This is a genomic window from Brevundimonas sp. GW821-FHT10E09, from assembly GCF_058809375.1.
Map to the genome: position 1 here is coordinate 79,276 of NZ_JBXASO010000002.1, position 20,471 is coordinate 99,746.

Genomic DNA, 20,471 nt, shown 5'->3' on the forward strand with positions numbered 1-20,471 from the left:
ATGAGACGCCGCCGGGCGTCGCCTCCGTTTGCCGCTGGGACGCGCTTGGGCTAGAAGGCCCGCCTCGTTTCCATTCCAGAGCGCCTGGCTTCTCATGACCGACACGACCAACTCGCCGCTCGAGGGCAATGTCCTCTTCTACAAGAACCCCGAGCCGCTGGATCCGGGCCTGCACGGCGCGCTGGGCGTCAATCCGGCCGACAAGCCCTACGCCTTCGTCGGCCAGACCAATGTCGTGCCGCTGACGGTGACCGAGTTCGCCGCCGCCGCCCTGTCCTATCCGGTGATCTTCACCGGCGAGAACCGCCAGCCGGTCGTGGTCATGGGCCTGCGCCAGGGCGAGAACCTGTTCGTGGCGGCCGACGGCGAGTTCCGTCCCGACGCCTATATCCCGGCCTATGTGCGCCGCTATCCGTTCGTCTTCGCCGACGACAAGCAGAACCAGCGCCTGATCCTGTGCATCGACCGCGGCGCGGAGATCGTCGCCGAGGGCGGCCAGAACCCGCTGTTCGTCAACGGCCAGGCCAGCGACTACACCACCATGGCGATGGAGTTCTGCAACAACTTCGAGCAGGAGCGTCAGCGCACCGAGGCCTTCGTCAAGCTGATCACCGACCTGGATCTGCTGGACGTACGCGAAGCCGTCTTCACGCCGCGCAATCCGGACGGCACGCCGGGCGCGCCGCAGAAGCTGGCCGAGTATTTCGCCGTGTCGGAAGACAAGCTCCGCGCCCTGCCGGCCGAAAAGCTGGCCGAGCTGCGCGACAACGGCGCCCTGGGCCAGATCTACGCCCACCTGGTGTCGCTGCTGGGCTGGGACCGCCTGATCGCCCTGGCCTTCCTTCGCCAGGCCCCCGGCACGGTCAACTAAGACCCGCCGTCCGATCGAAATGGAACGCCCCGCCGGTTCGCCGGCGGGGCGTTCTGCGTTTCAGCGGCGCGAAAAGACGGCGCGGGTCAGGCAGGAGAAGACCAGCCGACCGCCTTCATCCAGCAGGTCGTGCGAGGCGATGACGATGCCCTTCTCGTCTCCGACCGGATCCTTGCCCATCACCGTCATCCGCCCGCGCAGCAGTTCGCCCGGCGGGGGATTGCGCAGATAGCGCAGACCGTCCACGGCCAGGACCTTGGTCTGGGCCCAGCCGCCGGCCTTCTCGGCCGCCAGCCGGCTCCACAGGGCGTAGACCATGGCGTCCGGCGCGCCATAGGCGGCGTCCCAGCCGGGCGAGAACCGCTCGACGAAGACGTCCAGCGCGGCCGGATCGACCGCGCAGGCGCCCAGGGGCACGACCTGTCCCGTCTCCAGATCCTCGTAATGGACGAGCAGGGGGTCGCTCATGGATATCCTCAGGCAGGTTCTTCGGAGACGCGAACCAGCAGCTTGCCGTCGTGATCGCCGGTGAACAAGCGATTCAGCGATTCCACCGCCCCTTCCAGCCCGTCATCGACGTGGACCTTCCACTTCACCTTGCCCTCGGCCAGCCAGGGTCCCATCTCGGCGACCATTTCGCGGGCGCGCGGGGCGTAGTCGAGCACCAGGAAGCCCTGGACGGTCAGACGGTGGGTGATGATGCGGGCGAAGTTCGGCGACGGCGGCGCCTTGGTGGCGTTGTAGGACGACACCAGGCCGCACACCGCCATCCGGCCGTGCACCTTCAGCCGGTTGAAGACAGCGATCATGATGTCGCCGCCCACATTCTCGAAGTTCAGATCGATCCCGTCCGGCGCCAGCCGATCCAGGGCCGCGCCGACATCCTCGTTCTTGTAATCGACGGCGGCGTCGAAGCCGAGTTCGTCGGTCAGCCAGGCGCATTTCTCGGGTCCGCCGGCGATGCCGATGACGCGGCAGCCGCGCTGTTTAGCGATCTGGCCGGCGATGGAGCCCACGGCGCCGGCGGCGGCCGAGATCACGATCGTCTCGCCGGCCTTGGCCTTCAGCACGTCGGTGACGCCGAAATAGGCTGTCAGGCCGGTCATGCCCAGGACCGACATATTGGCCGTCAACGGCAGGCCTGGCGCACGGTGGACCGGACGCAGCCCGCCCTCGGGCACGACGGCGTAATCGGCCCAGCCGGCCGAGGCGGGCATGACCACGTCCCCGACCTTGAACCGGTCGGAGCGGCTGTGTTCGACCACGCCCAGGGTCAGGCCGCGCATGACCTCGCCCAGACCCACCGGCGGCAGATAACCCTCGGAATCGTTCATCCAGGTGCGATTGGTCGGATCCAGCGACAGATAGACGGTGCGGACCAGAACCTCGGTCTCCTTGAGATCCGGGATCGGGCTTTCGACCAGTTCCAGGTCGCCCGGTTGAATCAGACCCTTGGGCCGCTGGCGCAGCACCCACTGGCGGTTCGTCTTGCCGTTCAAAGCCATGCGTCTATCTCCTAGGATTGTCTTTTGAGGCCATCCTGACCCTGCCGCCCCCGGCGGTCGAGAGCGAAAAGAAAAAGGCGACCCCTGCGGGCCGCCTTCAAGTGGCATCATCGAGAATGAGGCGCGGAGGCGACAGATTGGCTTTCGCCAATCTCAAGTCGGGGGGGGCGTCGCCGCCTCCGCAAGCCGATAACGGCAGGCCGGGAGAGTGGTTCCAGAGGTTGCGTGCAATTTTTCGTCTTCCCACGAACAAGGTTCGCCGGAGCCGCGCGCCAATCGGAACGTCGCCACCGGCAGGGCGTTGAGGCGCGACCAGAAAACAGAACAAGGGAGGCCGAGCATGAGCCACCAAGACCCCCAGACGAAGATAACGGACGCGGATCGATCCAACCGGCCGATCGACGCCCAGTCCACCCGCCAGGGCCGGTCCGGCGTGCGCATCCTGTGGCTGCTGATCCTCTCCGGCGGGGCGGCGGCGGTGCTTCTGCTGTCCATCTGGGCCTTCAGCCAGGGCGGCATGTCGACCACCAACGCCAACGACGGCGACCAGGCGGTGGACGCCCGCGCCTTCCAGGGCGACGCCCAGACCCCGCCGGCCGCCGACGCCCCCACCGGCCCCGCGGGCGAGGCTCAGCCCACCCCGACAGGCGAGACGCCGAACGTCAACGCCCCGACCGCGTAGCGGACAGAAAGAGGCCCCGGCGCGCAAGCGACCGGGGCCCTGACGGCGTTCAGTTCGAAAGGGCGGTCAAGCCGCTTGTTTGTGACGCGAAGGGTGGAAGAACAGGGCCTGGCTGATCGCCGCCTTCACCGTTTCCGGCTGGAAGGGCTTGGTGATCAGGAAGGTGGGTTCCGGCCGTTCGCCGGTCAGCAGGCGCTCCGGGAAGGCGGTGATGAAGATCACCGGCACGTCCATGTCCTTGAGGATTTCCTTGACCGCATCGATGCCCGAAGACCCGTCGGCCAGCTGGATGTCGGCCAGGACCAGACCCGGCTTGTGGCGAGCCACGGCCTCAATGGCTTCGTCATGGGTGGTGGCCGCGCCGGTGACGCGGTGCCCCAGTTCCTTCACCAGACTCTGGATGTCGGCCGAGATGATGGCCTCGTCCTCGATCACCAGAACATCGGTCGCCAGTTCCGCGTCAATGTCGGACTGGGCTTCGGCGATCAGCCGCTCGACGTCGCGGGCGTCGGCCGACAGGATCTGCGCCGCTTCCGACGGCGTGAAGCCCTCCAGCGCGGTCAGCAGGAAGGCCTGACGCGAGCGCGGCGCAATCCGCAGCAGACGGCTCGAGGCGTCGGTGCGGCCATCGACGCCGCTGACGTCTTCCAACTGCGCCCCGGTCGAGGACCAGATGGCGTGGAAGACGTGATAGAGGGCGACGCGCGGCGTCATGTCCGTCGAAAGCTGTTGCTCGCCGGCCGCCAGGGCCTCGAGCGCGACACGCACATAGTTGTCGCCCGTCGCCTGGTCTCCGGTCAGCGCCCGTGCATACCGACGGACATAGGGCAGATGCGGCGCAAGTCTGGCCAGAAGGCTCATGCTAGATAGTCCCCGACAAAAATCGCTGTCTCGCCCGACCAGGGCGCAGCGCTACAGCGGGTTGAAACGTATCAAATCCACCACGGTTCCGCACCAAGCCGCAAGCTTGAGTATTTATTCCCAAAATGGGAGGAACCCGGCGGCAGGGGCGACGTTATCCAGTCCGCATTTCTGCACTGCAGTTGGGTGGGCGGTGTTCTGTCTATGATAAATTCTTCCGATTCCTCGCGGCGCAACGACGTCGAAAATGCGGGGGAGGCGGGGCTTGAGGAAGCTCGACTTCGCCAGCAGGCCATCGGCGTCAAGCTGCGCCACATGTTCGACGAGGTGGTCAACGAGCCTGTGCCTGACGAATTCCTGGAAATTCTGAAGCGCGCCGACGCCAAGGCGTCGGGCGGTGGCGCATGAGCACGTCTCGCCTGGGAGCCGCCCCGAAACCCGCTTCGGCCGACGACGACGGCTTCAAGCGGGAATTGGTTCAGCTGATCCCTCATCTGCGCGCTTTCGCACGGACCCTGACGGGTGATCCGACCGCCGCCGACGACCTGGCGCAGGACGCCATGATGAAGGCGTGGGACGCGCGGGCCAGCTATCAGATGGGCACCAACATGAAGGCCTGGACCTTCATGATCCTGCGCAACCAATTCTATTCCGAGAAGCGCCGGTCCTGGCGCCAGTCCCAACTGGATCAGGAAGCGGCCGAACGGACCCTGGTGGCGGTCGACGACCCCGAGGCGCCGGTCGCCCTGGACGAACTGCGCCAGGCGCTGAAGACCCTGCCTGAAGAGCAGCGTGAAGCGCTGATCCTGGTGGGCGCCGGCGGCTTCGCCTACGAAGAGGCGGCCGAGATCTGCGGCTGCGCGGTGGGTACGGTGAAGAGCCGCGTCAGCCGGGCGCGCCGCGCCCTGGCGGCCACGCTGGAAAAAGGCGGCTACGGCCGCGACGGCAAGGCCGCGGGCGACGCGATGCGGTCGATTCTCGGCGAGGCCGACAGGCTGGCCGGCGCCCGGTCCTGATCCCCGGTGGCGGAAGAGACCAGAGCGGGGGACGCGGACGCGCAGCCGCGCCTCGGTCGGAAATTGAACACCGCCCGGTTCCAGGGCATCCGCTTTCGCCTCGGCGTGGCCATGGCCCTGGCCCTGCTGCCGATCTTCATCCTGATCCTGATCCAGACCCAGGCCGACTTCAGCCAGCAGGCCGAAGATCGCAAGGTCGATCTGCAGCTGGCCGCCGAGCGCAGCGCCGGCAGCGCCAAGGCGCGGCTGGACGGCGCGCAGGTCCTGCTGCGCGCGCTGAGCCCCGACGCGCTCGGTCCCTATTGCGCGCCGCGTCTGACGGCGCTGGTCGATCGGCTGGAGGGCTATGAGGGCCTGTACCGCCTGAGCCCCACCGGCGAGGCGGTCTGCGCGTCGGGACGGCCTGACGGGGTTCGAGCCGGCCTCGCCCCCGCCGCCGGCGCCGACTGGTTCCAAAGATTGCGGCGCGGCGAGGATCTGGTCGTGGTTCGCGCGCCGGCCAACGCCGGCTATCCGGCGGCGCTGATCGTCGCCGTGCGTTCAGAACGCCCCATGGGCCGGTTCGACGGCGCCATGGCCGCCGTGATCCCCCTGTCCGCGCTTCAGCCGGACATCGAGGACCCCGCCCTGCCCTCGGCCTCCGAAGCCGCATTGACCGACGGCGCTGGCCGGATCCTGGTCGCCAGCGATCCCGCCGCCTTCCGCCTGGCGGACGGCGGCGACGTTTCGGGCTGGGTCGCCCGAGCGCGCGACGAGGGAACGGCGGTGTTCGCGGCCAAGGACAGCCGCAACCAGCGTCGCGACTACGCCGGGGCCGTGCTGGCCGGCGGCGACCTGTACGCCCTGCTGTCGGCCCCGGCTCCCGGCCTGCTGTCGTGGGCGCGGCTCAATCCGATCGGCAGTCTGCTGCTGCCGCTGGGGGCCTGGCTGACGGCCTTTGCGGCGGTCATGCTGCTGTCGGAACGCATCTTCATTCGCTGGCTGGATTATCTGGAGCGGATCGCCGCCCTCTACGCCAAGGGCCGGTTCTCGGTGCGGCCGCTGCAGGCGATGAACGCCCCGGCCGAGATCCGCACCATGGCCCGCACCCTGGACGAGATGGCCGAGGCCATCACGGTGCGCGACCGCGAGCTGATGAATTCGATCGCCGAGAAGGACGCGCTGATGCGCGAGATCCATCACCGGGTGAAGAACAATCTTCAGATCATCTCGTCCCTGCTGTCGATGCAGCAGCGGGCCCTGACCGACGCCCCGGCCAAGGCCGCTCTGGGCGATACGCGCCAGCGGATATCGGCCTTGGCCCTGATCTATCGCACCCTGTATCAGAGCGACGACATCCGTCATGCCGACGCGCGCGACTTCCTGACGGAACTGGTCGGCCAGTTGGTCGCCAGCGAGGCGGGGCGCGGCCCGGTCGTCGTCAGTTCGGTGGAGGCGGATTCGCTGCTGGTCGATCCGGACAAGCTGGCGCCCCTGGCCCTGTGGCTGGTGGAGGCGGTGACCAACGCCCAGAAACACGCCTTCGCCGGGCGGGGCGGCGTGCTGAAGGTCCGGTTCCGGGTCCTTGGCGACACCTCGACGCTGGAAGTCGAGGACGACGGACCCGGCGCCTCGGCCGGGGCGGAGGTCGGGGTCGGACGCACCCTGATGGGCGCCTTCGCCAAACAACTGCGCGGCGAGGCCGAGTTCATCGAGTCGCCCGGCGGGGGGGCGATCGCCCGCATGACCTTCGCCACGCCGGAAGCCCTGTCGCCGACGGACCCCGCAGACAAGTCGGGCGGTCAGGACGGAACCGGGACTGTGCGGTCGCGTTGATAGGCCAAGACCGACAGACTCCCATGTCGGCTCAACCGGAGCTTTCTCATGCGCAAGATTTTCGTACTGGTCGCCGCCGCCGCCGCCCTGACCACCGCCGCCTGCAACACGGTCGAAGGCGTGGGCCGTGACACCCAAGCCGCCGGTTCGGCCGTTTCGGGCGCCGCCCAAGACGCCAAGAACTGATCTTTCGGCGGCGAATGTCGCATTGAAGATGCTTGCAAGGCCCCGCTTCGTCGGGGCCTTGTTCGTTTCAGGACTGCACCAGGAGAATTTCCGTGAACCAGACCGCCCGGAACGCCGGCCTCGCCCTGCTTCGCCAGCACGCCTTGATCGCGGGGGAGCCCGTCCCGGCCAACGGCGGGGGAATCGCGGTCGATGATCCGGCGACGGGAGAGATTATCGGCCATGTTCCCGATCTGGGCGCCGCCGAGACCGAGACCGCCATTCAGGCCGCCGCCGCCGCCTTTCCCGCCTGGTCCCGCACCGACCCGCACAAGCGCGCCGCCTTTCTGCGCAAATGGGCCGAGCTGATCGACGAGAACGTCGAAGGGCTGGGCGCCCTGATGGCGCTGGAGAACGGCAAGCCGTTCGAAGAGGCCAAGGGCGAGGTGGTCTACGCCAACGGCTTCATCAAATGGTTCGCCGGTGAGGCCGAACGCCTGATCGGCGAGACCCAGGACAGCCCGCTGGGCCATCTGCTGCTGACCTATCGCGAGGCGGTGGGGCCGTGCGCCCTGATCACGCCCTGGAACTTTCCGGCGGCCATGCTGACGCGGAAGCTGGGTCCGGCCTTCGCCGCCGGCTGCACCGCCGTGGTCAAGCCGGCCAGCCAGACTCCGTTCACCGCCATCGCCCTGGCCGAACTGGCCTATCAGGCGGGCCTGCCGGTCGGCGCCCTGTCGATCGTGACCGGCGAGGCGGCGGTGATCGGAAAGGCCCTGACCGACAGTCCCCTGATCCGAAAACTGTCCTTCACCGGATCGACCGGCGTGGGTCGGAAACTGGCGGAACAGTGCGCCCCGACCCTGAAACGGGTGTCGATGGAGCTGGGCGGCGCCGCCCCGCTGATCGTCTTCGCCGACGCCGATCTGGACCTGGCCGTCGCCGAGACCATCAAGGGCAAGTTCCGCAACTCGGGCCAGACCTGCGTCTGCCCCAACCGCGTCTATGTCGAACGGTCGGTGTCTGAGGCCTATGCCGAAAAGCTGGCGGCGGAAGTGGCGAAGATCAAGGTCGGGAACGCCTTCGAAGACGGGGTCAAGGTCGGCCCGCTGATCGAGAACAAGGCCATCGACAAGGTCGAGAAGCACGTCGCGGCGGTGCAGGCCGACGGCGGGCGGGTGCTGACCGGCGGTTCGCGCCATGAACTGGGCGGTCGCTTCTTCCAGCCGACGGTGACCCTGGGCGGAAACGACGCGCTGTTCCGCGAGGAGGAGACCTTCGGCCCGATGATCCCGGTCTTCCCGTTCGATAGCGAGGACGAGGTGCTGGAGAAGGCCAACGCCAGCGATTACGGCCTGGCCTCCTACCTGTTCACCCGCGACCTGGACCGGGCCATGCGCTTCAGCCGCCGCATCGAGGCGGGGATGTGCGGGGTCAACACCGGCCTGATCTCCACCGCCGTGGCCCCGTTCGGCGGGGTCAAACAGTCTGGCTACGGCCGCGAAGGCTCGATCCACGGCATCGACGAATATGTGGAGGTGAAGACGGTGACCCTGGCGTTGCGGTGAGGGTCACACCCTTTTTAGGGACCGGCTGAAATCGGCCACGTCCTGGATCATCAAGTCCTGACCTTCGAACCAGAAACGCGTCAGGGCTTCATGGTTCAGGGCGACCCACTCCAGAGCCTTGGGCGCGATCCGATTAAGATCGCGCTCCTCCAGACTGCTCGCCAGGACGCGAGGATTTGGACCTATCGAGATTGAGGCGCTGGGCTGGTGTCTACCCGTCTTGAGGTACAGTTTGATCCTCGGACCATGGCCGCCCAATGCGGTCGAAATGAAAATGGTCGCCAGCACGCCGGTCCAGTCAGGCGGGAGATTAGCCATCTCGACGACGTCCTCCTCGCCCAGAGCGCGCAGTTCCTCATCGAGCGTGGGCTCGCGATCCGTCCAGACGACGATGCTCTCTTCAACACCCATAGGTCGTATGATCCACACTGAACCGCACGAGTCAAATCACGCGAAGGCCCAACCGGCCGCCGGGTCGTCGTCCGGTGACGGCGGGCGACGACGGGCCGAAGGCCGCGCGACCCGGGGCGTGCGATTGGCGATCCGACGCCGGACCGCGGCCCGCCACTGATCCGTCTTCGCTTCGATCATCCCTCGAATGACCTGGACGCGAGCGTTCGCCGCGATCAGTCTGACAGCCGCCAGCACCTCGACATAGGCCAGGACGTCGCCGGCCATGAACAACGCCAACTCCAGCGGCAGAAGCTGAATCAGCATCACGGCGCCCAGCACGATGATCGCGGTCCTGAAGGCGCCGCGCGACAACAGGCGCAGGGTGGTGCTCACGACCAGACGGCGACTGCCCGAATGGAGAGTACAGGCCAGGCCGACGCAGACGATAAACAGCGGGAACAGCGGCAGTCCGCCCGCCAGAACCCCCGGCATGGCGACCAAGGCGGCGGTGATCGCCAGGCCGAACCAGGTCAAACCGTCGCGATCCATATATCCCCCAGACCAGATGTCCCCATTCGATCTGGGAACCGCCGCTCACACCGGCAAGGCCCCCCGTTTGACCACCGACCGCATGGCCACGCTGGAGGAGACGCGGTGGACGCCGGGCAGGCGCGTCAGGGTCTTGGCGTGGACCCGTTCCAGATCGTCGACGTCGCGCACCACCAGCCGCAGCAGATAGTCGGCGCCCCCGGTCATCAGATAGCATTCCATCACCTCGGGGGCGGCGGCCACGGCCTGTTCGAAGGCGGTCAGGACCGCCTCGGACTGGGACGACAGGGTGACGGTGACGAAGACGCTGATCGGCAGGCCCACGGCCCGTTCGCTGATCACCGCCGCATAGTGATCGACCACCCCCGCCGCCTCCAGCGCTCGCAAACGACGAAGGCAGGCGCTTTCGGACAGGGCCACCTGACGCGCCAGGTCGGCATTGGTCATCCGTCCGTCCTGTTGGAGCAGGCGGAGCATCTTCCTGTCAGTTCCGTCCAGTTCGACGGCGGAAACAGTCTTCATTTGGTCAATCCATCGCAGAGACTGCGTATGTACGGCGATCAGGTCGTCAAATGAACAGGATTCTGCGACCCGCTCGGCGCTATATGTGGCGCAACGGCGATCCGCCCGCAGAGACGGACGCTCCCATTATTTCCGGAGAGGTTCCCCATGCGCGTCGGCGTTCCCAGCGAAATCAAGAAGAACGAACATCGGGTCGGCCTGACGCCGACGGCGGTGCGCGAATATGTAGCCCACGGCCATGCGGTCTCGGTCCAGACCGGCGCCGGCCTGGGCGCCGGTTTCACCGACGCCGACTACGAAAAGGCGGGCGCGACCTTGGTCGCCGACGCGGCGACCATCTTCGCCAACAACGACATGATCGTGAAGGTCAAGGAGCCGCAGAAGGTCGAGTGGGAGATGCTGCGCGAGGACCAGATCCTCTACACCTATCTGCACCTGGCCCCCGATCCGGAACAGACCAAGGGCCTGCTGGCGTCGAAATGCGCCGCCATCGCCTACGAGACCGTGACCGACGCGCGCGGCGGCCTGCCGCTGCTGGCGCCCATGTCGGAAGTCGCCGGCCGGATCGCCGTCTTCTCGGCCGCCGAGACCCTGCTGAAGCATAACGGCGGCATGGGCCTGCTGTTCTGCGGCGTTCCGGGCGTGGCCCCGGCGCGGGTGCTGGTGCTGGGCGGCGGCGTGGTCGGGCTGAACGCGGCGCGGATGGCCATGGGCCTGGGCGCCGAGGTGGTGGTGCTGGAACGGTCGATCCCGCGCATGGCCTATATCGACGAGATCACCGGCGGCCGGGTCATCACCCGCTATTCCTCGATCGGCGCGATCGAGGAAGAACTGATCAAGGCCGATGTGGTGATCGGCGCCGTCCTGGTGCCGGGCGCCTCGGCCCCGAAACTGGTCAAGCGCGACCATCTGAAGACGATGAAGCCCGGCTCGGTCCTGATCGACGTGGCCATCGACCAGGGCGGCTGTTTCGAGACCTCGCACGCCACGACCCACGAAGACCCGACCTATGTCATCGACGGCGTGGTCCATTATTGCGTCGCCAATATGCCGGGCGCCGCGCCCCGCACCAGTTCCGAAGCCCTGAACAACGCCACCCTGCCCTTCGGCCTGGCCCTGGCCGACAAGGGTCTGGACGCCCTGAAGGCCGATCCCCACCTGGCGCGCGGCCTGAACGTGCTGAAGGGCGAGATCACCTATCCGGCCGTGGCCCAGGCCCTTGGCCTGGAATGGAGCGATCCGTTCGGCGTCTGGGCGCGCGGCTGATCTAGACCGTCAGGGAGACCCCGGCCGCGCCCAGATCGCGGCCGGCGCTCTCGATCGCCCGCACGGCCTCGGCTGCAGCCTGCGCCGCCTGGTCGGCGTGCTGGCGCAGGGCGGGGTCGGTCTCGGCCTGGTGCTGCGCCCGCTTCGCCATGCTCTTGATCTGGCTCGCCAGATTGCGGGCGTCGGACAGGAAGTCGCGATCCTCCTGCTGCGCCGCCCCGCGTCGTGACTGCTCAGCGACGCGCGCCTGGGCTTCCGCCGCCATGCGCCGATACGGATTGTCTTCAGACTTGGTGGTTTCGGGGTTTTTCTCGCCCTCGCCCTCGTCCTCGCCCTTGCCCTTGGGCGCCGCAGCATCCTCATTCGCGGGCGGGGCGGGAGGCTCCGCCGCGATGGGCGTCTCCGTGGGCGCGGTCTCGGTCGCGCCCACGCTAGGGTCCGCCGCCGGCGCCGCATTGGATGCCGCCGAAGAACCGGCGTCGGCGCCGCCGATCTCCGCCGACGCGCCGCCCGATCCCCCGTACATTTTGACTGCGGACTTCAGTTCCTTCGCCAACTGGGCCAGCAGTTTGGGATCGGCCCAGCCGCTCATCTGCAACATGCGGATGCGGGCCTTGATCTGTTCGATCTTCTGCTTGGCGGCCGCCTTGCGCTGTTCCTGGGCGTCCTTAGCGGCGGCGGTGTTGCGCTGCTTCAACGTTTCGACGGCGGAGCGCGCATCGCGCAGCCTGGCCTCGGCGCGCTCCTGCGCCTGTTTTTCGCGCTGGACCCGGCCCTCGGCCAGGACGCTGGTCATGGATGTCGCGCTGGACAGGTTCATGACAGAGAATCTCGTCTGCACCGCTTAACGCTCCATGAACGGCACAGCTCGGCTAGGAAGCAGACAGTAAAATCGGGGGTTGCGACGACAGGCGTGGTCATCTAGCTCTGAAACATGACCCTGTTCGCTCTTCTGGCCGCCCTGACGACCGCCCAGGCCACGGCTTCAGCGCCGCCCGTGGTTTGGGAAACTCCGCCCCGCATTGAAATGCCCGCCAAGGCGCTGGAGACGGGCGTGAAATCCGGCGTCGTGGTTCTCCGGTGCGACTTCACGGCCAACGGCATCCCCACGAATTGCCTGATCGTGTCCGAGACGCCGGTCGGCCAGGGTTTCGGCCGCGAAGCCCTGCGCGGGGTCAGGACTGGCCGGGCTCAATCCGGTCAGGCAGGGATGCGCGAAATCACCCTGACGTTCGAGACACGCTGAACCGAAGGTCACGCCTGTAATTCGCCGTCGTCTTGCGGCATAAGCCCGCGATGAAGTTCCTCGACCAGGCCAAGATCTATATCCGCTCCGGCAACGGCGGCGCGGGCTCCGTGTCGTTTCGACGCGAGAAGTTCATTCCCAACGGCGGCCCCGACGGCGGCGACGGCGGCAAGGGCGGCGACGTCTGGATCGAGGCGGTCGACGGGCTGAACACCCTGATCGACTATCGCTACCAGCAGCATTTCAAGGCCCAGACCGGCCACCACGGCCAGGGCCGCCAGATGCACGGCGGCAAGGGCGACGACGTGCATCTGAAGGTGCCGGTCGGCACCCAGGTGCTGGACGAGGACAAGGAGACCGTGCTCCTGGACATGGACACGCCCGGCAAGATCGAACTGCTGCTGAAGGGCGGCAACGGCGGCTGGGGCAATGTGCGTTTCAAGGGGCCGACCAACCAGGCGCCGACCTACGCCAACCCCGGCCAGGATGGTCAGGAGCGGTGGATCTGGCTGCGGCTGAAGCTGATCGCCGACATTGGTCTGGCGGGTTTGCCGAACGCGGGCAAGTCCACCTTCCTGGCGGCCGCCAGCGCCGCCAAGCCCAAGATCGCCGACTATCCCTTCACCACCCTGGCGCCGAACCTGGGGATGGTGGACCTGTCGCCGTCCGAGCGGTTCGTCATCGCCGACATTCCCGGTCTGATCGAGGGGGCCAGCGAGGGCGCGGGCCTGGGCACGCGTTTCCTGGGCCATGTCGAGCGCTCGGCCAGCCTGATCCACCTGATCGACGGCACCCAGGACGACGTGGCCGCCGCCTACCGGATCATCCGGGGCGAGCTGGAAGCCTATGGCGAAGGTCTGGCCGAAAAGGCCGAGATCCTGGCCCTGAACAAGATCGACGCCCTGACGCCCGAGGCGCGCGAGGAGAAGGCGGCCGAGCTGGAGGCCGTCGCCGGTCGTCGGCCCATGCTGGTCTCGGGCGTGTCGGGCGAAGGCGTGGCGGCCCTGCTGCGCGCCGCCTGGGCCGAGGTGAAGAAGACCCGCGGGGCCCTGGCGGGCGAAAGCGACGTCGACCAGACCTCGGGCTGGCAGCCTTGAAATCCCCCGCCATCCCCGGCGCGGGCCGGGATGGGCGGGTGTGGCGTGCGAACGTCACCTGCGGATTTCGCCGGGGAAAACGGCACGGCGAATGAGCGGACAACGGATTTCGGTGCTATGCGTTAACCCGTGCCAACGGTGAAGCTGGAGCACTCCTCCCCCATGCGTCGATTCCTCATTTGGTCCGCCCTGGCCGCCCTGATCGGCCTGATCCTGGCGGGGCTCGGCTACTGGGCCTACTGGAACTTCTATTCGCGGTTCCAGCCGGTCACGATCAGCCGCAACCAGGCCCAGATCCAGCAACTTCTCGACGAGGCCTCCTGGGTGTCGGGCGGCGGCGGGGGCGAACCCCTCTATATCGTAGGCTATCGCGACAGCGCGTCGGCCCAGCGCTATGAGCAGGAGGAGGTCGCCAAGCTTCAGGCCGCAGGGGTCGAGCCGCGCGTCATCCTGTTCGCCCGCGCCGACCGCGAGGGCCTGGCCCAGTCCACCGCCGCCGAACGAGCCACGATCGCGGAACTGTGGCTGACCCGCGACTGGTCCCTGTACCAACGCTGGACGGCGACGCCCGCGCGGAACTGGACCGCCGCCGGCATCCCCCAGGCGGACGGCAATCTGGCCCGCTCGGCCGTGGTGGACGCCAGCCGCCAGTTCGACGAACGCCTGACCGCCCTGCTCAGCGACGCCGGGGTGCACATCACCTATCCGTTGATCCTGTGGCGTGACCGCGACGGCTTCCTGAAGGCCTGCGGTTGCGCCGACAGTCGGTCCTGGGCCTTCATCCGTGACGATCTGAACGCGCCCGACCGCGTGGGTCAGGCGACGCCGGTCGATGAGCTCCCGGCGGCGGAAGCCTATCCGGGCGACGGAAGCCCGGCCGAAGCGGGCCAGACCCCGGCCATGCCCTATCCGGCCCTGCCGGCGATCCCGCCTGCGAACGGGCAGACGCCCAACGGCCAAACGCCGAACACGCCGCCGAACGCCGGGACGCCGCGCCAGACCCCGCCGGCGACGACGCCCCGCGCCGCGCCCCAGGCCAAGAAGCAGGACGACACCACCTTCTTCTAGGGGAGGCTGAAACCCTACAGGGCGCGGCAGGCCGCGATCAGCCGATCCACGTCAGCGGCGTCCTGATACAGGCCGAAGCCGAACCGGATCACGTCGTCGCGCACGTCCGTCACCACGCCGGCCGCCAGCAGGTCCGCCCGCCAGGCCGGAGCGTTGTCGTGGCGCAGGGCCAGGAAACGGGCGCGGGCGTCGTCGCCCTGGACCGGGTTCAGCATCTCGGCTGCGCCGACCGCTCCGGCCTCTCCGGCCTCTCCGGCCTGAAGCGCCGCCTGGAATTGCATCGCCAGAGCCCGACTGTGGTCCGCCACGTCCGCCGTGGTCAGCCCGGCTTCTCTCAACATCCGGCGCACGGCGTTGAACCGGTACAGAGCCGAACTGTCGAAGGTCGCGCCCCAGAACCGGCCGCCGTCCGAGCGATACTGGACCCCGCCCGGCGGGCCGGACAGATCCCCGAACTCGGCGAACCAGCCGGTGACCACCGGCCGGGGCGCAAAGCCGTCGGGGGCGTGCAGGAAACAGGCCCCCTCGCCCGCCATGGCGTATTTATAGCCGCCGCCGACATAGAAGACCCGGTCCGCCACGGCCGACAGATCCGTCGGGGTCGCCATGAAGCCGTGATAGCCGTCGATCAGGACCCACGGGCCCTCGGGCCGGGCCAGGGCGGCCAGGGCCTCGATCCCGTCGAACAGGCCGCCGGTGCGGAAGAAGACCTGGCTGACCAGGATCCAGTCGTGACCGCCCGCTGCGGCCGCCGCGACGAACCGCTCGGCGAAGGTGTCGAAGGGCGCCAAGGGCACGCGGGTGACCACGGCCTGACCCGCCTCCTCCCAGCGCTCGGCCTGACGCCGGAACGAGTGGAACTCGCCGTCCGTGGACAGTATCCGCACCGGCTGGGTCTCGAAGGCCGAAAAGACCCGCAGCAGCAGGTCATGGGTGTTGGGCGAAAACACCACGCTGTCCGGCGAGGCCAGCTTCAGTTCGTTCGCCACCTCGGCCTGGGCCTGGGGGATGATCTCGTCGAAGATCAGGTTCCATTTGCGGTCGGCGTGCCGATTGGCGTCCAGCCAGGCCTGTTGCTGGGCCTCGAAACTGACGTCGGGCCACAGGTGATGGCTGTGGGCGGCGAAATGCAGGCGCTCCGGCGCAAGGGCCAGGGCGCGGGAAAAGAGGGGCTTGAACGACATGGGCGCACCATGACCGCTTCGGCGCCGCCCGTCGATATCAGCGGCCCTTGCGCAGGCCCAACATGCCCAGCCAGCCGCCGCTGGTCAGCAGGGCCACGTCCAGCAGGGCCAGGGGCAGGGGGGTGGATACGGGCGCAGCGATGAACCGGGCCTTCCAGTCCGGCGCGAACTTGGCCTTGTAGCTGCGCAGACCCTGGAAGCCGTACAGGGCGCCGCCCTCCTCGAACACCAGGGCGCCGACGCGGGCGAAGACGGGGGCGACGCGACGATCCTCCAGCCCGGCCAGGGGCGCCATGCCCAGGTCGAAGGTGGCGATCCCCTCGGCCTTGGCCCACTGGACGCAGCGGATGAACAGATAGTCCATCACCCCATGCGGCGCTTCGGGCGTATAGCGCATCAGGTCCACCGCCGCCTCGCCCGGCGTGACCAGCAGATTGGCGAAGGCCACGATCCGCTCGCCCTCGCGCACCACCGCCAAGGGCGTCAGGTTCAGATAGTCGATGTCGAACCGGCCCAGGGAGAAGGACTTCTCCGCCCCGTTGTGCAGGCCCATCCAGGCGTCCGAAATCGCCTTCAGCTCGGGCTCCAGCGCCCTGGCGGCGCCCGCAGGCAGGATGTCGAAACTGGCCCCCTCGCGTTCGGCCCGGTTCACGGCCGTGCGCAGGTTCTGCTTGCTCTTGCCCTCCAGGGCGAAGGCCTCGGTGCGGATCACCGCCGTCTCGCCGACCTTGCGCATGGCCAGGCCCATGGTCGCCAGTTCGCTGAGGATATCGTCCCCGACCGAGTAGAAGACCGCCGCACCGCCGTAGCTGTCGGCCAGTTCGGTGAAGGCCCACAACAGCTCCTGGCGTTCCGCCAGCGCCCCTGCCGGTTCGCCCATGGCGATCCAGCGCCGGCCCCGCACCCGATAGGCCAGGAAGCTGCGGCCCGAGGGGCTGAACAACAGGGCCTTGTCGCCCAGCATGGCCAGCCAGGCCTCGGGCGTGGCCTCCTCCGCCGCCTCCAGCGCGATGCGGGCGCGTTCGATCTGGTCCTTCGAGGCCGGACCGTGACTGTCGGCGCCCGGCGAACTGAGCAGGGAGCGTCCTGCGACCAGCAGGGTCAGCAGGGACAGGACCAGACCCGCCCGCAGGAAGCCCGAGGCCTGGCGATCCACCAGGAACCGCCACCACAGCTCATCCGAATAGGCCACGTCGCGATAGGCGAAGAAGCCCAGCCACAGCATCGACCCCACCACCGCGATCAGCAGCAGCAGCCAGCCGGGCCGCAGGGGCTCGCTGAGACGCGAGCGGCGGTTGAAGGCCGTGCGACACGGCGCCAGCAGGGCGGCGACGAGCGCCAGATCGACGGACTCTTCCCAGTCCAGCCCCTTCAGAACCGAAAAGACGGCCCCGACGGCCAGCACCGCCAGGGCCGCCCAATAGGCGCCGCGGCGCCGTCGCCACAGACCGGCCGACAGCAGGATCAGCATGAATCCGGCGATGCTGGCCACGAAATGGGACAGGTCGATCAGGATCGGCGACACGACGCCGGTGAGTTGCCGCAACCGGTCGTCGAACTCGGGCGTCACCGCCGAAATGAGCATCAACGCCCCGGCGCAGAAGGCCACCACGGCGAAAACCTGAGGGGTCAGCTCATAGGCGAGACCCAACAGCCTGCGCAGCAGGCCGGGGACATAGGCGTTCCGGCGATTCACGCGGCCTCCTGCCGATTCGACGCAATGCCGCACCTTAGACCAGGAATCGTCCAACCGGGGCAGGTTCAGGGTCATTTTGGGGCCGACGAAACAATCCGTAACATGGTGGGTTTGGTGATTGCGGGCGCCGGGCCCGTGCAACCGGATGTTCTCCCATGAACTTCAAGACCGCCATTCTGAGCAGCGCCGCCGCCGCCTTCCTGATCGCCTCGCCCGCCCTGGCGCAGGAAATCGCTCCCGCGGCCCCCGCAACCCAAGACGCCCCCGCTCAGCCCAGCCTGTCGTTGACGCCCGGCACTTCGGTGCACGGTCCCGATGGCGAACTGGGCAAGCTTGAAGGCGTTCAGAACAACGCCTCGGGCGCCCAGGAACTGACAGTTCGCGGCGCCGACGGCCAGCTTCGCGCCGTGCCGCTGAACGGCATCCGCCAGGACGGCGCCAATGTGGTGGTGGCCTATACCAAGACGGAGTACGACGCCGCCGCCCCGATCGCTGGCGCGCCGCCGCCTCCGTCCGCCGCAACGGCGCCCGCCCCCGCCGCCGATCCTTCGGCCATGCCCGCCGAGCCTGCCGCGCCGATGACGGCCGAACCGGCCCCGACTGGGCCGATTCCCACGGAACCCACCACGACCGAGCCTGCCGATCCGTCGGGCAGCAGCGACCCGATGGCCCCGCCGACCGGCGACCAGCCCCAGCGCTGATCCATGACCGCCTGGGCTCGAGCCTGAGCCACAGACGTCGAGAAGGCGGCCGGGACATCCCGGCCGCCTTTTCCATTGTCACCTGACAGGAAGGACTGTTCCATGATGCGTTTCGCAACCCTCGCGGCCCTGGCGGCCACAGCCGTCCTGGCCCAAACCGCGTGGGCCCAGACCGCGTCGACTCAGGTTGACGGTCAGGACAAAGCGCCGTCTTCGCGCCACGCCGATACGCCTGCCGAAGCCCCTGCCCGCTCGGAAGACGCCCCCGCCGAGGTCGCCGTCGGCGCAACGGCGCGGGGATCGAGCGGAGAGGCGCTGGGCCAGGTCGTGGGCGTCAGTCGGGGGTCGGGCGGCCGTATCGACGGCTATCTGATCCGTCTGCCCGACGGATCGACCCGCCTGCTGCCCGCCGACGCCGCCACGGTGCAGAGCGGCGTCCTGATCGCCGCGCAGGGCGACTTCCGTCCCGCCCCCGCAGCGCAATAAGCCGGTCGAAACATACAAAAAGGGCGGCTCTCGCGAGCCGCCCTTTCGTTCATTCTCAGTCCAGAGGGACGATCAAGCGCGACGCTTGACCAGACCCAGAAGGAACAGAAGGATGATGGCGCCGATGGTGGCGACGATGGTCGAACCGATCCAGCCACCCCAGGCGAAGCCCAGCGCATTGGCGACGAAGCCGCCGATCAGGGCGCCGATGACGCCGACGATCAGATTGGTGATCAGGCCGTGGTTGCGGCCCATGATCTGTTCCGCGAGCCAGCCCGCGACGATGCCGATGATGATCCAGGCGATAATGCCCATGGTGTAGGTTCCTTCCTGTGAAGCCAAGCTGGGGAGTAAATGCACGCGGCCGGATTGGGTTGCGATCACGACATGCAGAGTTCGATGAGCCGCGAAACTCGCCCCTGACGCGACCTGCGGCATGCGGATTGCGGCGTGGCGGGCGAACCGTCCCGTGTCGGGACAGGTCTTCAGATAAGGCATTGAGGGTCATGGCCACCGACATCGATCTCCACCTGGGCCGCCGCCTGCGTCGCCGCCGCCGCCTGCTGGGCCTGACCCAGCAGCAGTTGGCCGTTCAGGTCGGCATCCGCTTCCAGCAGATCCAGAAATACGAATGCGGCGCCAACCGCATCTCGGCCGCCCGTCTGTGGCAACTGGCCGAGGCGCTGGAGACGCCGGTCAGCTATTTCTACGACGGCGTGACCGAGGCGCTGGAGCGCAAGGACGCGGCGCCGGGAACGTCCGCCGGAGGGGGCGAGATGTTCTCGCGCAAGGAGACGCTGGACCTGATCCAGGCCTACTACCAGCTGGGCGAACGCCCGCGCCGACGCCTGCTGGATCTGGCCAAGTCCCTGCACGACGTCAACGATGCGGTCGCCTGAACGAATAGGGCGCAGGCGTTGCGGCCGGGGTTCTCTGCACGGGGCGATCCGCGCTAAGAGCGCCCATGATCGAATTCGAATCCTTCGCCGTTGAACTGGCGCACGAGGCCGCGCGCGTCACCCTGCCCTTCTTCCGCTCGGGCATCGGGCATGAGGACAAGGGCGGGGCGGCGGGCTTCGACCCCGTCACCGAGGGGGACAAACAGGCCGAGGCGGCGATCCGCCGCCTGATCGCCGCCCGCTATCCCGACCACGGCGTGATCGGCGAGGAATACGGCGAGGACCGGCCGGACGCCGAGCACGTCTGGGTTCTGGATCCCATCGACGGGACGCGGGCCTTCATCTCGGGCCTGCCGCTGTGGACCACCCTGATCGCCCTGCGCGTCGCCGAAAAGCCGACTGTGGGCCTGATCGCCCAGCCCTATCTGGACGAGATCTTCATCGGCGGCCCGTCCGGCGCCCGCCTGTTGCGCGGCGCGACCGAGCGGCCCCTGGCCGTGCGGGCCTGCGAACACCTGACCGACGCCGTCATCTCGACCACCGACCCCGACATCTTCAACGGCGCGGAACGGGGCGCCTGGACCCAGGTCCGCGCCGCCGCCCGCCTGGCCCGCCTGGGCTGCGACGCCTATGCCTACGCCATGGTGGCGGCGGGCCAGATGGACCTGGTCGCCGAAGCCAGCCTGAAATCCTGGGACTGGTCCGCCCTGGTTCCGGTGATCGAGGCCGCCGGCGGTCGGGTCGTCAACTGGCGCGGCGATGCGCCGGACGGCAGCGGGCAGATCCTCGCCGTCGGCGACTCACGCCTGATCGACCAGGCCCTGGTGACGCTGAAGCGCGCGGCCATCTAGATCATGCCGGTCGGCCGCAGACCGGATTGA

25 protein-coding genes are annotated in these 20,471 nt (G+C 68.2%); 15 read left to right on the forward strand and 10 right to left on the reverse strand.

The window, feature by feature from the left end:
- Window positions 1–94 precede the first annotated feature (94 nt).
- Window positions 95–871, forward strand: a complete 777-nt coding sequence (locus AC1RSI_RS02355) for a SapC family protein (protein ID WP_008259888.1) — start codon at window positions 95–97, stop codon at window positions 869–871.
- Between the two features lie 60 nt (window positions 872–931).
- On the opposite strand, the gene AC1RSI_RS02360 is transcribed toward AC1RSI_RS02355, so the two are convergent.
- Both AC1RSI_RS02360 and AC1RSI_RS02365 read right to left on the reverse strand, forming a co-directional pair.
- The gene (locus AC1RSI_RS02360; RefSeq protein WP_008264307.1) at window positions 932–1,339 is read right to left on the reverse strand and encodes a hotdog family protein; all 408 of its coding nucleotides are present in this window, start codon (window positions 1,337–1,339) and stop codon (window positions 932–934) included.
- A gap of 8 nt (window positions 1,340–1,347) precedes the next feature.
- Window positions 1,348–2,376, reverse strand: a complete 1,029-nt coding sequence (locus AC1RSI_RS02365) for an NADP-dependent oxidoreductase (protein WP_008263474.1) — start codon at window positions 2,374–2,376, stop codon at window positions 1,348–1,350.
- A 340-nt stretch (window positions 2,377–2,716) separates the two neighbouring features.
- On the opposite strand from AC1RSI_RS02365, the gene AC1RSI_RS02370 reads away from it, so the two are divergent.
- Window positions 2,717–3,058, forward strand: a complete 342-nt coding sequence (locus AC1RSI_RS02370) for a hypothetical protein (RefSeq protein ID WP_008259720.1) — start codon at window positions 2,717–2,719, stop codon at window positions 3,056–3,058.
- 66 nt (window positions 3,059–3,124) lie between these two features.
- On the opposite strand, the gene phyR is transcribed toward AC1RSI_RS02370, so the two are convergent.
- The gene (phyR, locus tag AC1RSI_RS02375; RefSeq protein WP_008262700.1) at window positions 3,125–3,919 is read right to left on the reverse strand and encodes an anti-anti sigma factor/receiver protein PhyR; all 795 of its coding nucleotides are present in this window, start codon (window positions 3,917–3,919) and stop codon (window positions 3,125–3,127) included.
- Between the two features lie 204 nt (window positions 3,920–4,123).
- Between phyR and nepR the strand changes: the two genes are divergently transcribed.
- The 5 genes from nepR to AC1RSI_RS02400 all read left to right on the forward strand — a co-directional run bounded on the left by nepR (window position 4,124) and on the right by AC1RSI_RS02400 (window position 8,483).
- Window positions 4,124–4,327 (forward strand): anti-sigma T factor NepR, encoded by a 204-nt coding sequence (gene nepR / locus AC1RSI_RS02380; RefSeq protein WP_035309987.1) that lies wholly within the window; start codon window positions 4,124–4,126, stop codon window positions 4,325–4,327.
- Window positions 4,324–4,935 carry a sigma-70 family RNA polymerase sigma factor gene (locus AC1RSI_RS02385; RefSeq protein WP_008259301.1) on the forward strand — a complete coding sequence of 204 codons (612 nt, stop codon included), beginning with the start codon at window positions 4,324–4,326 and terminating at the stop codon, window positions 4,933–4,935. Before nepR ends, AC1RSI_RS02385 begins: the two co-directional genes overlap by 4 nt.
- A gap of 111 nt (window positions 4,936–5,046) precedes the next feature.
- Window positions 5,047–6,750, forward strand: coding sequence for a sensor histidine kinase PhyK (gene phyK, locus AC1RSI_RS02390; protein WP_083793428.1), 1,704 nt, complete (start codon window positions 5,047–5,049; stop codon window positions 6,748–6,750).
- Between the two features lie 48 nt (window positions 6,751–6,798).
- Window positions 6,799–6,936, forward strand: coding sequence for an entericidin A/B family lipoprotein (locus tag AC1RSI_RS02395; protein WP_008264300.1), 138 nt, complete (start codon window positions 6,799–6,801; stop codon window positions 6,934–6,936).
- Window positions 6,937–7,028: 92 nt separating this feature from the next.
- Complete coding sequence (locus AC1RSI_RS02400; protein ID WP_154726095.1) at window positions 7,029–8,483, forward strand: NAD-dependent succinate-semialdehyde dehydrogenase; 1,455 nt, start codon at window positions 7,029–7,031, stop codon at window positions 8,481–8,483.
- A 3-nt stretch (window positions 8,484–8,486) separates the two neighbouring features.
- On the opposite strand, the gene AC1RSI_RS02405 is transcribed toward AC1RSI_RS02400, so the two are convergent.
- Genes AC1RSI_RS02405 through AC1RSI_RS02415 form a run of 3 tightly spaced genes read right to left on the reverse strand, consistent with a single transcriptional unit; the run spans window position 8,487 to window position 9,947 of the window.
- Window positions 8,487–8,894: a hypothetical protein gene (locus AC1RSI_RS02405; RefSeq protein ID WP_154726096.1), complete on the reverse strand. Its 408-nt coding sequence runs from the start codon at window positions 8,892–8,894 to the stop codon at window positions 8,487–8,489.
- Window positions 8,895–8,930: 36 nt separating this feature from the next.
- On the reverse strand, window positions 8,931–9,425 hold the full coding sequence (locus tag AC1RSI_RS02410; protein WP_291755111.1) for a hypothetical protein: 495 nt from the start codon (window positions 9,423–9,425) through the stop codon (window positions 8,931–8,933).
- Between the two features lie 45 nt (window positions 9,426–9,470).
- Window positions 9,471–9,947: an Lrp/AsnC family transcriptional regulator gene (locus AC1RSI_RS02415; RefSeq protein ID WP_008258826.1), complete on the reverse strand. Its 477-nt coding sequence runs from the start codon at window positions 9,945–9,947 to the stop codon at window positions 9,471–9,473.
- A 147-nt stretch (window positions 9,948–10,094) separates the two neighbouring features.
- Here AC1RSI_RS02415 and ald point away from each other — a divergent pair, with 147 nt between their 5' ends.
- Complete coding sequence (ald, locus tag AC1RSI_RS02420) at window positions 10,095–11,213, forward strand: alanine dehydrogenase (RefSeq protein WP_154726098.1); 1,119 nt, start codon at window positions 10,095–10,097, stop codon at window positions 11,211–11,213.
- 1 nt (window position 11,214) lies between these two features.
- Here ald and AC1RSI_RS02425 read toward each other — a convergent pair whose 3' ends face one another.
- Window positions 11,215–12,033 (reverse strand): hypothetical protein, encoded by an 819-nt coding sequence (locus tag AC1RSI_RS02425; RefSeq protein WP_154726099.1) that lies wholly within the window; start codon window positions 12,031–12,033, stop codon window positions 11,215–11,217.
- 114 nt (window positions 12,034–12,147) lie between these two features.
- Here AC1RSI_RS02425 and AC1RSI_RS02430 point away from each other — a divergent pair, with 114 nt between their 5' ends.
- The 3 genes from AC1RSI_RS02430 to AC1RSI_RS02440 all read left to right on the forward strand — a co-directional run bounded on the left by AC1RSI_RS02430 (window position 12,148) and on the right by AC1RSI_RS02440 (window position 14,624).
- Window positions 12,148–12,459 carry an energy transducer TonB gene (locus tag AC1RSI_RS02430; RefSeq protein ID WP_008260429.1) on the forward strand — a complete coding sequence of 104 codons (312 nt, stop codon included), beginning with the start codon at window positions 12,148–12,150 and terminating at the stop codon, window positions 12,457–12,459.
- Window positions 12,460–12,509: 50 nt separating this feature from the next.
- Window positions 12,510–13,556 (forward strand): GTPase ObgE, encoded by a 1,047-nt coding sequence (gene obgE / locus AC1RSI_RS02435; protein WP_154726100.1) that lies wholly within the window; start codon window positions 12,510–12,512, stop codon window positions 13,554–13,556.
- A 162-nt stretch (window positions 13,557–13,718) separates the two neighbouring features.
- A complete protein-coding gene (locus AC1RSI_RS02440) occupies window positions 13,719–14,624 on the forward strand; it encodes a hypothetical protein (RefSeq protein WP_154726101.1) in 906 nt (301 codons plus the stop codon).
- Between the two features lie 14 nt (window positions 14,625–14,638).
- On the opposite strand, the gene AC1RSI_RS02445 is transcribed toward AC1RSI_RS02440, so the two are convergent.
- Together AC1RSI_RS02445 and AC1RSI_RS02450 are read right to left on the reverse strand one after the other, a co-directional pair.
- Window positions 14,639–15,808 carry a kynureninase/PvdN C-terminal domain-containing protein gene (locus AC1RSI_RS02445; protein WP_447941402.1) on the reverse strand — a complete coding sequence of 390 codons (1,170 nt, stop codon included), beginning with the start codon at window positions 15,806–15,808 and terminating at the stop codon, window positions 14,639–14,641.
- Window positions 15,809–15,845: 37 nt separating this feature from the next.
- The gene (locus AC1RSI_RS02450; protein ID WP_008260454.1) at window positions 15,846–17,504 is read right to left on the reverse strand and encodes a GNAT family N-acetyltransferase; all 1,659 of its coding nucleotides are present in this window, start codon (window positions 17,502–17,504) and stop codon (window positions 15,846–15,848) included.
- 155 nt (window positions 17,505–17,659) lie between these two features.
- Between AC1RSI_RS02450 and AC1RSI_RS02455 the strand changes: the two genes are divergently transcribed.
- On the forward strand, window positions 17,660–18,205 hold the full coding sequence (locus AC1RSI_RS02455) for a hypothetical protein (protein WP_035309927.1): 546 nt from the start codon (window positions 17,660–17,662) through the stop codon (window positions 18,203–18,205).
- Window positions 18,206–18,307: 102 nt separating this feature from the next.
- Entirely contained in the window at window positions 18,308–18,691 is a 384-nt protein-coding gene (locus tag AC1RSI_RS02460) for a hypothetical protein (RefSeq protein ID WP_154726104.1), read from the forward strand.
- Between the two features lie 72 nt (window positions 18,692–18,763).
- Here the strand turns inward: AC1RSI_RS02460 and AC1RSI_RS02465 are convergent, their stop codons facing one another.
- Window positions 18,764–19,006 (reverse strand): GlsB/YeaQ/YmgE family stress response membrane protein, encoded by a 243-nt coding sequence (locus AC1RSI_RS02465; RefSeq protein ID WP_008258823.1) that lies wholly within the window; start codon window positions 19,004–19,006, stop codon window positions 18,764–18,766.
- Window positions 19,007–19,197: 191 nt separating this feature from the next.
- Here AC1RSI_RS02465 and AC1RSI_RS02470 point away from each other — a divergent pair, with 191 nt between their 5' ends.
- Together AC1RSI_RS02470 and hisN are read left to right on the forward strand one after the other, a co-directional pair.
- Complete coding sequence (locus tag AC1RSI_RS02470; protein ID WP_035309925.1) at window positions 19,198–19,590, forward strand: helix-turn-helix transcriptional regulator; 393 nt, start codon at window positions 19,198–19,200, stop codon at window positions 19,588–19,590.
- Window positions 19,591–19,655: 65 nt separating this feature from the next.
- Complete coding sequence (gene hisN / locus AC1RSI_RS02475) at window positions 19,656–20,441, forward strand: histidinol-phosphatase (RefSeq protein ID WP_154726105.1); 786 nt, start codon at window positions 19,656–19,658, stop codon at window positions 20,439–20,441.
- Window positions 20,442–20,471: the final 30 nt, after the last annotated feature.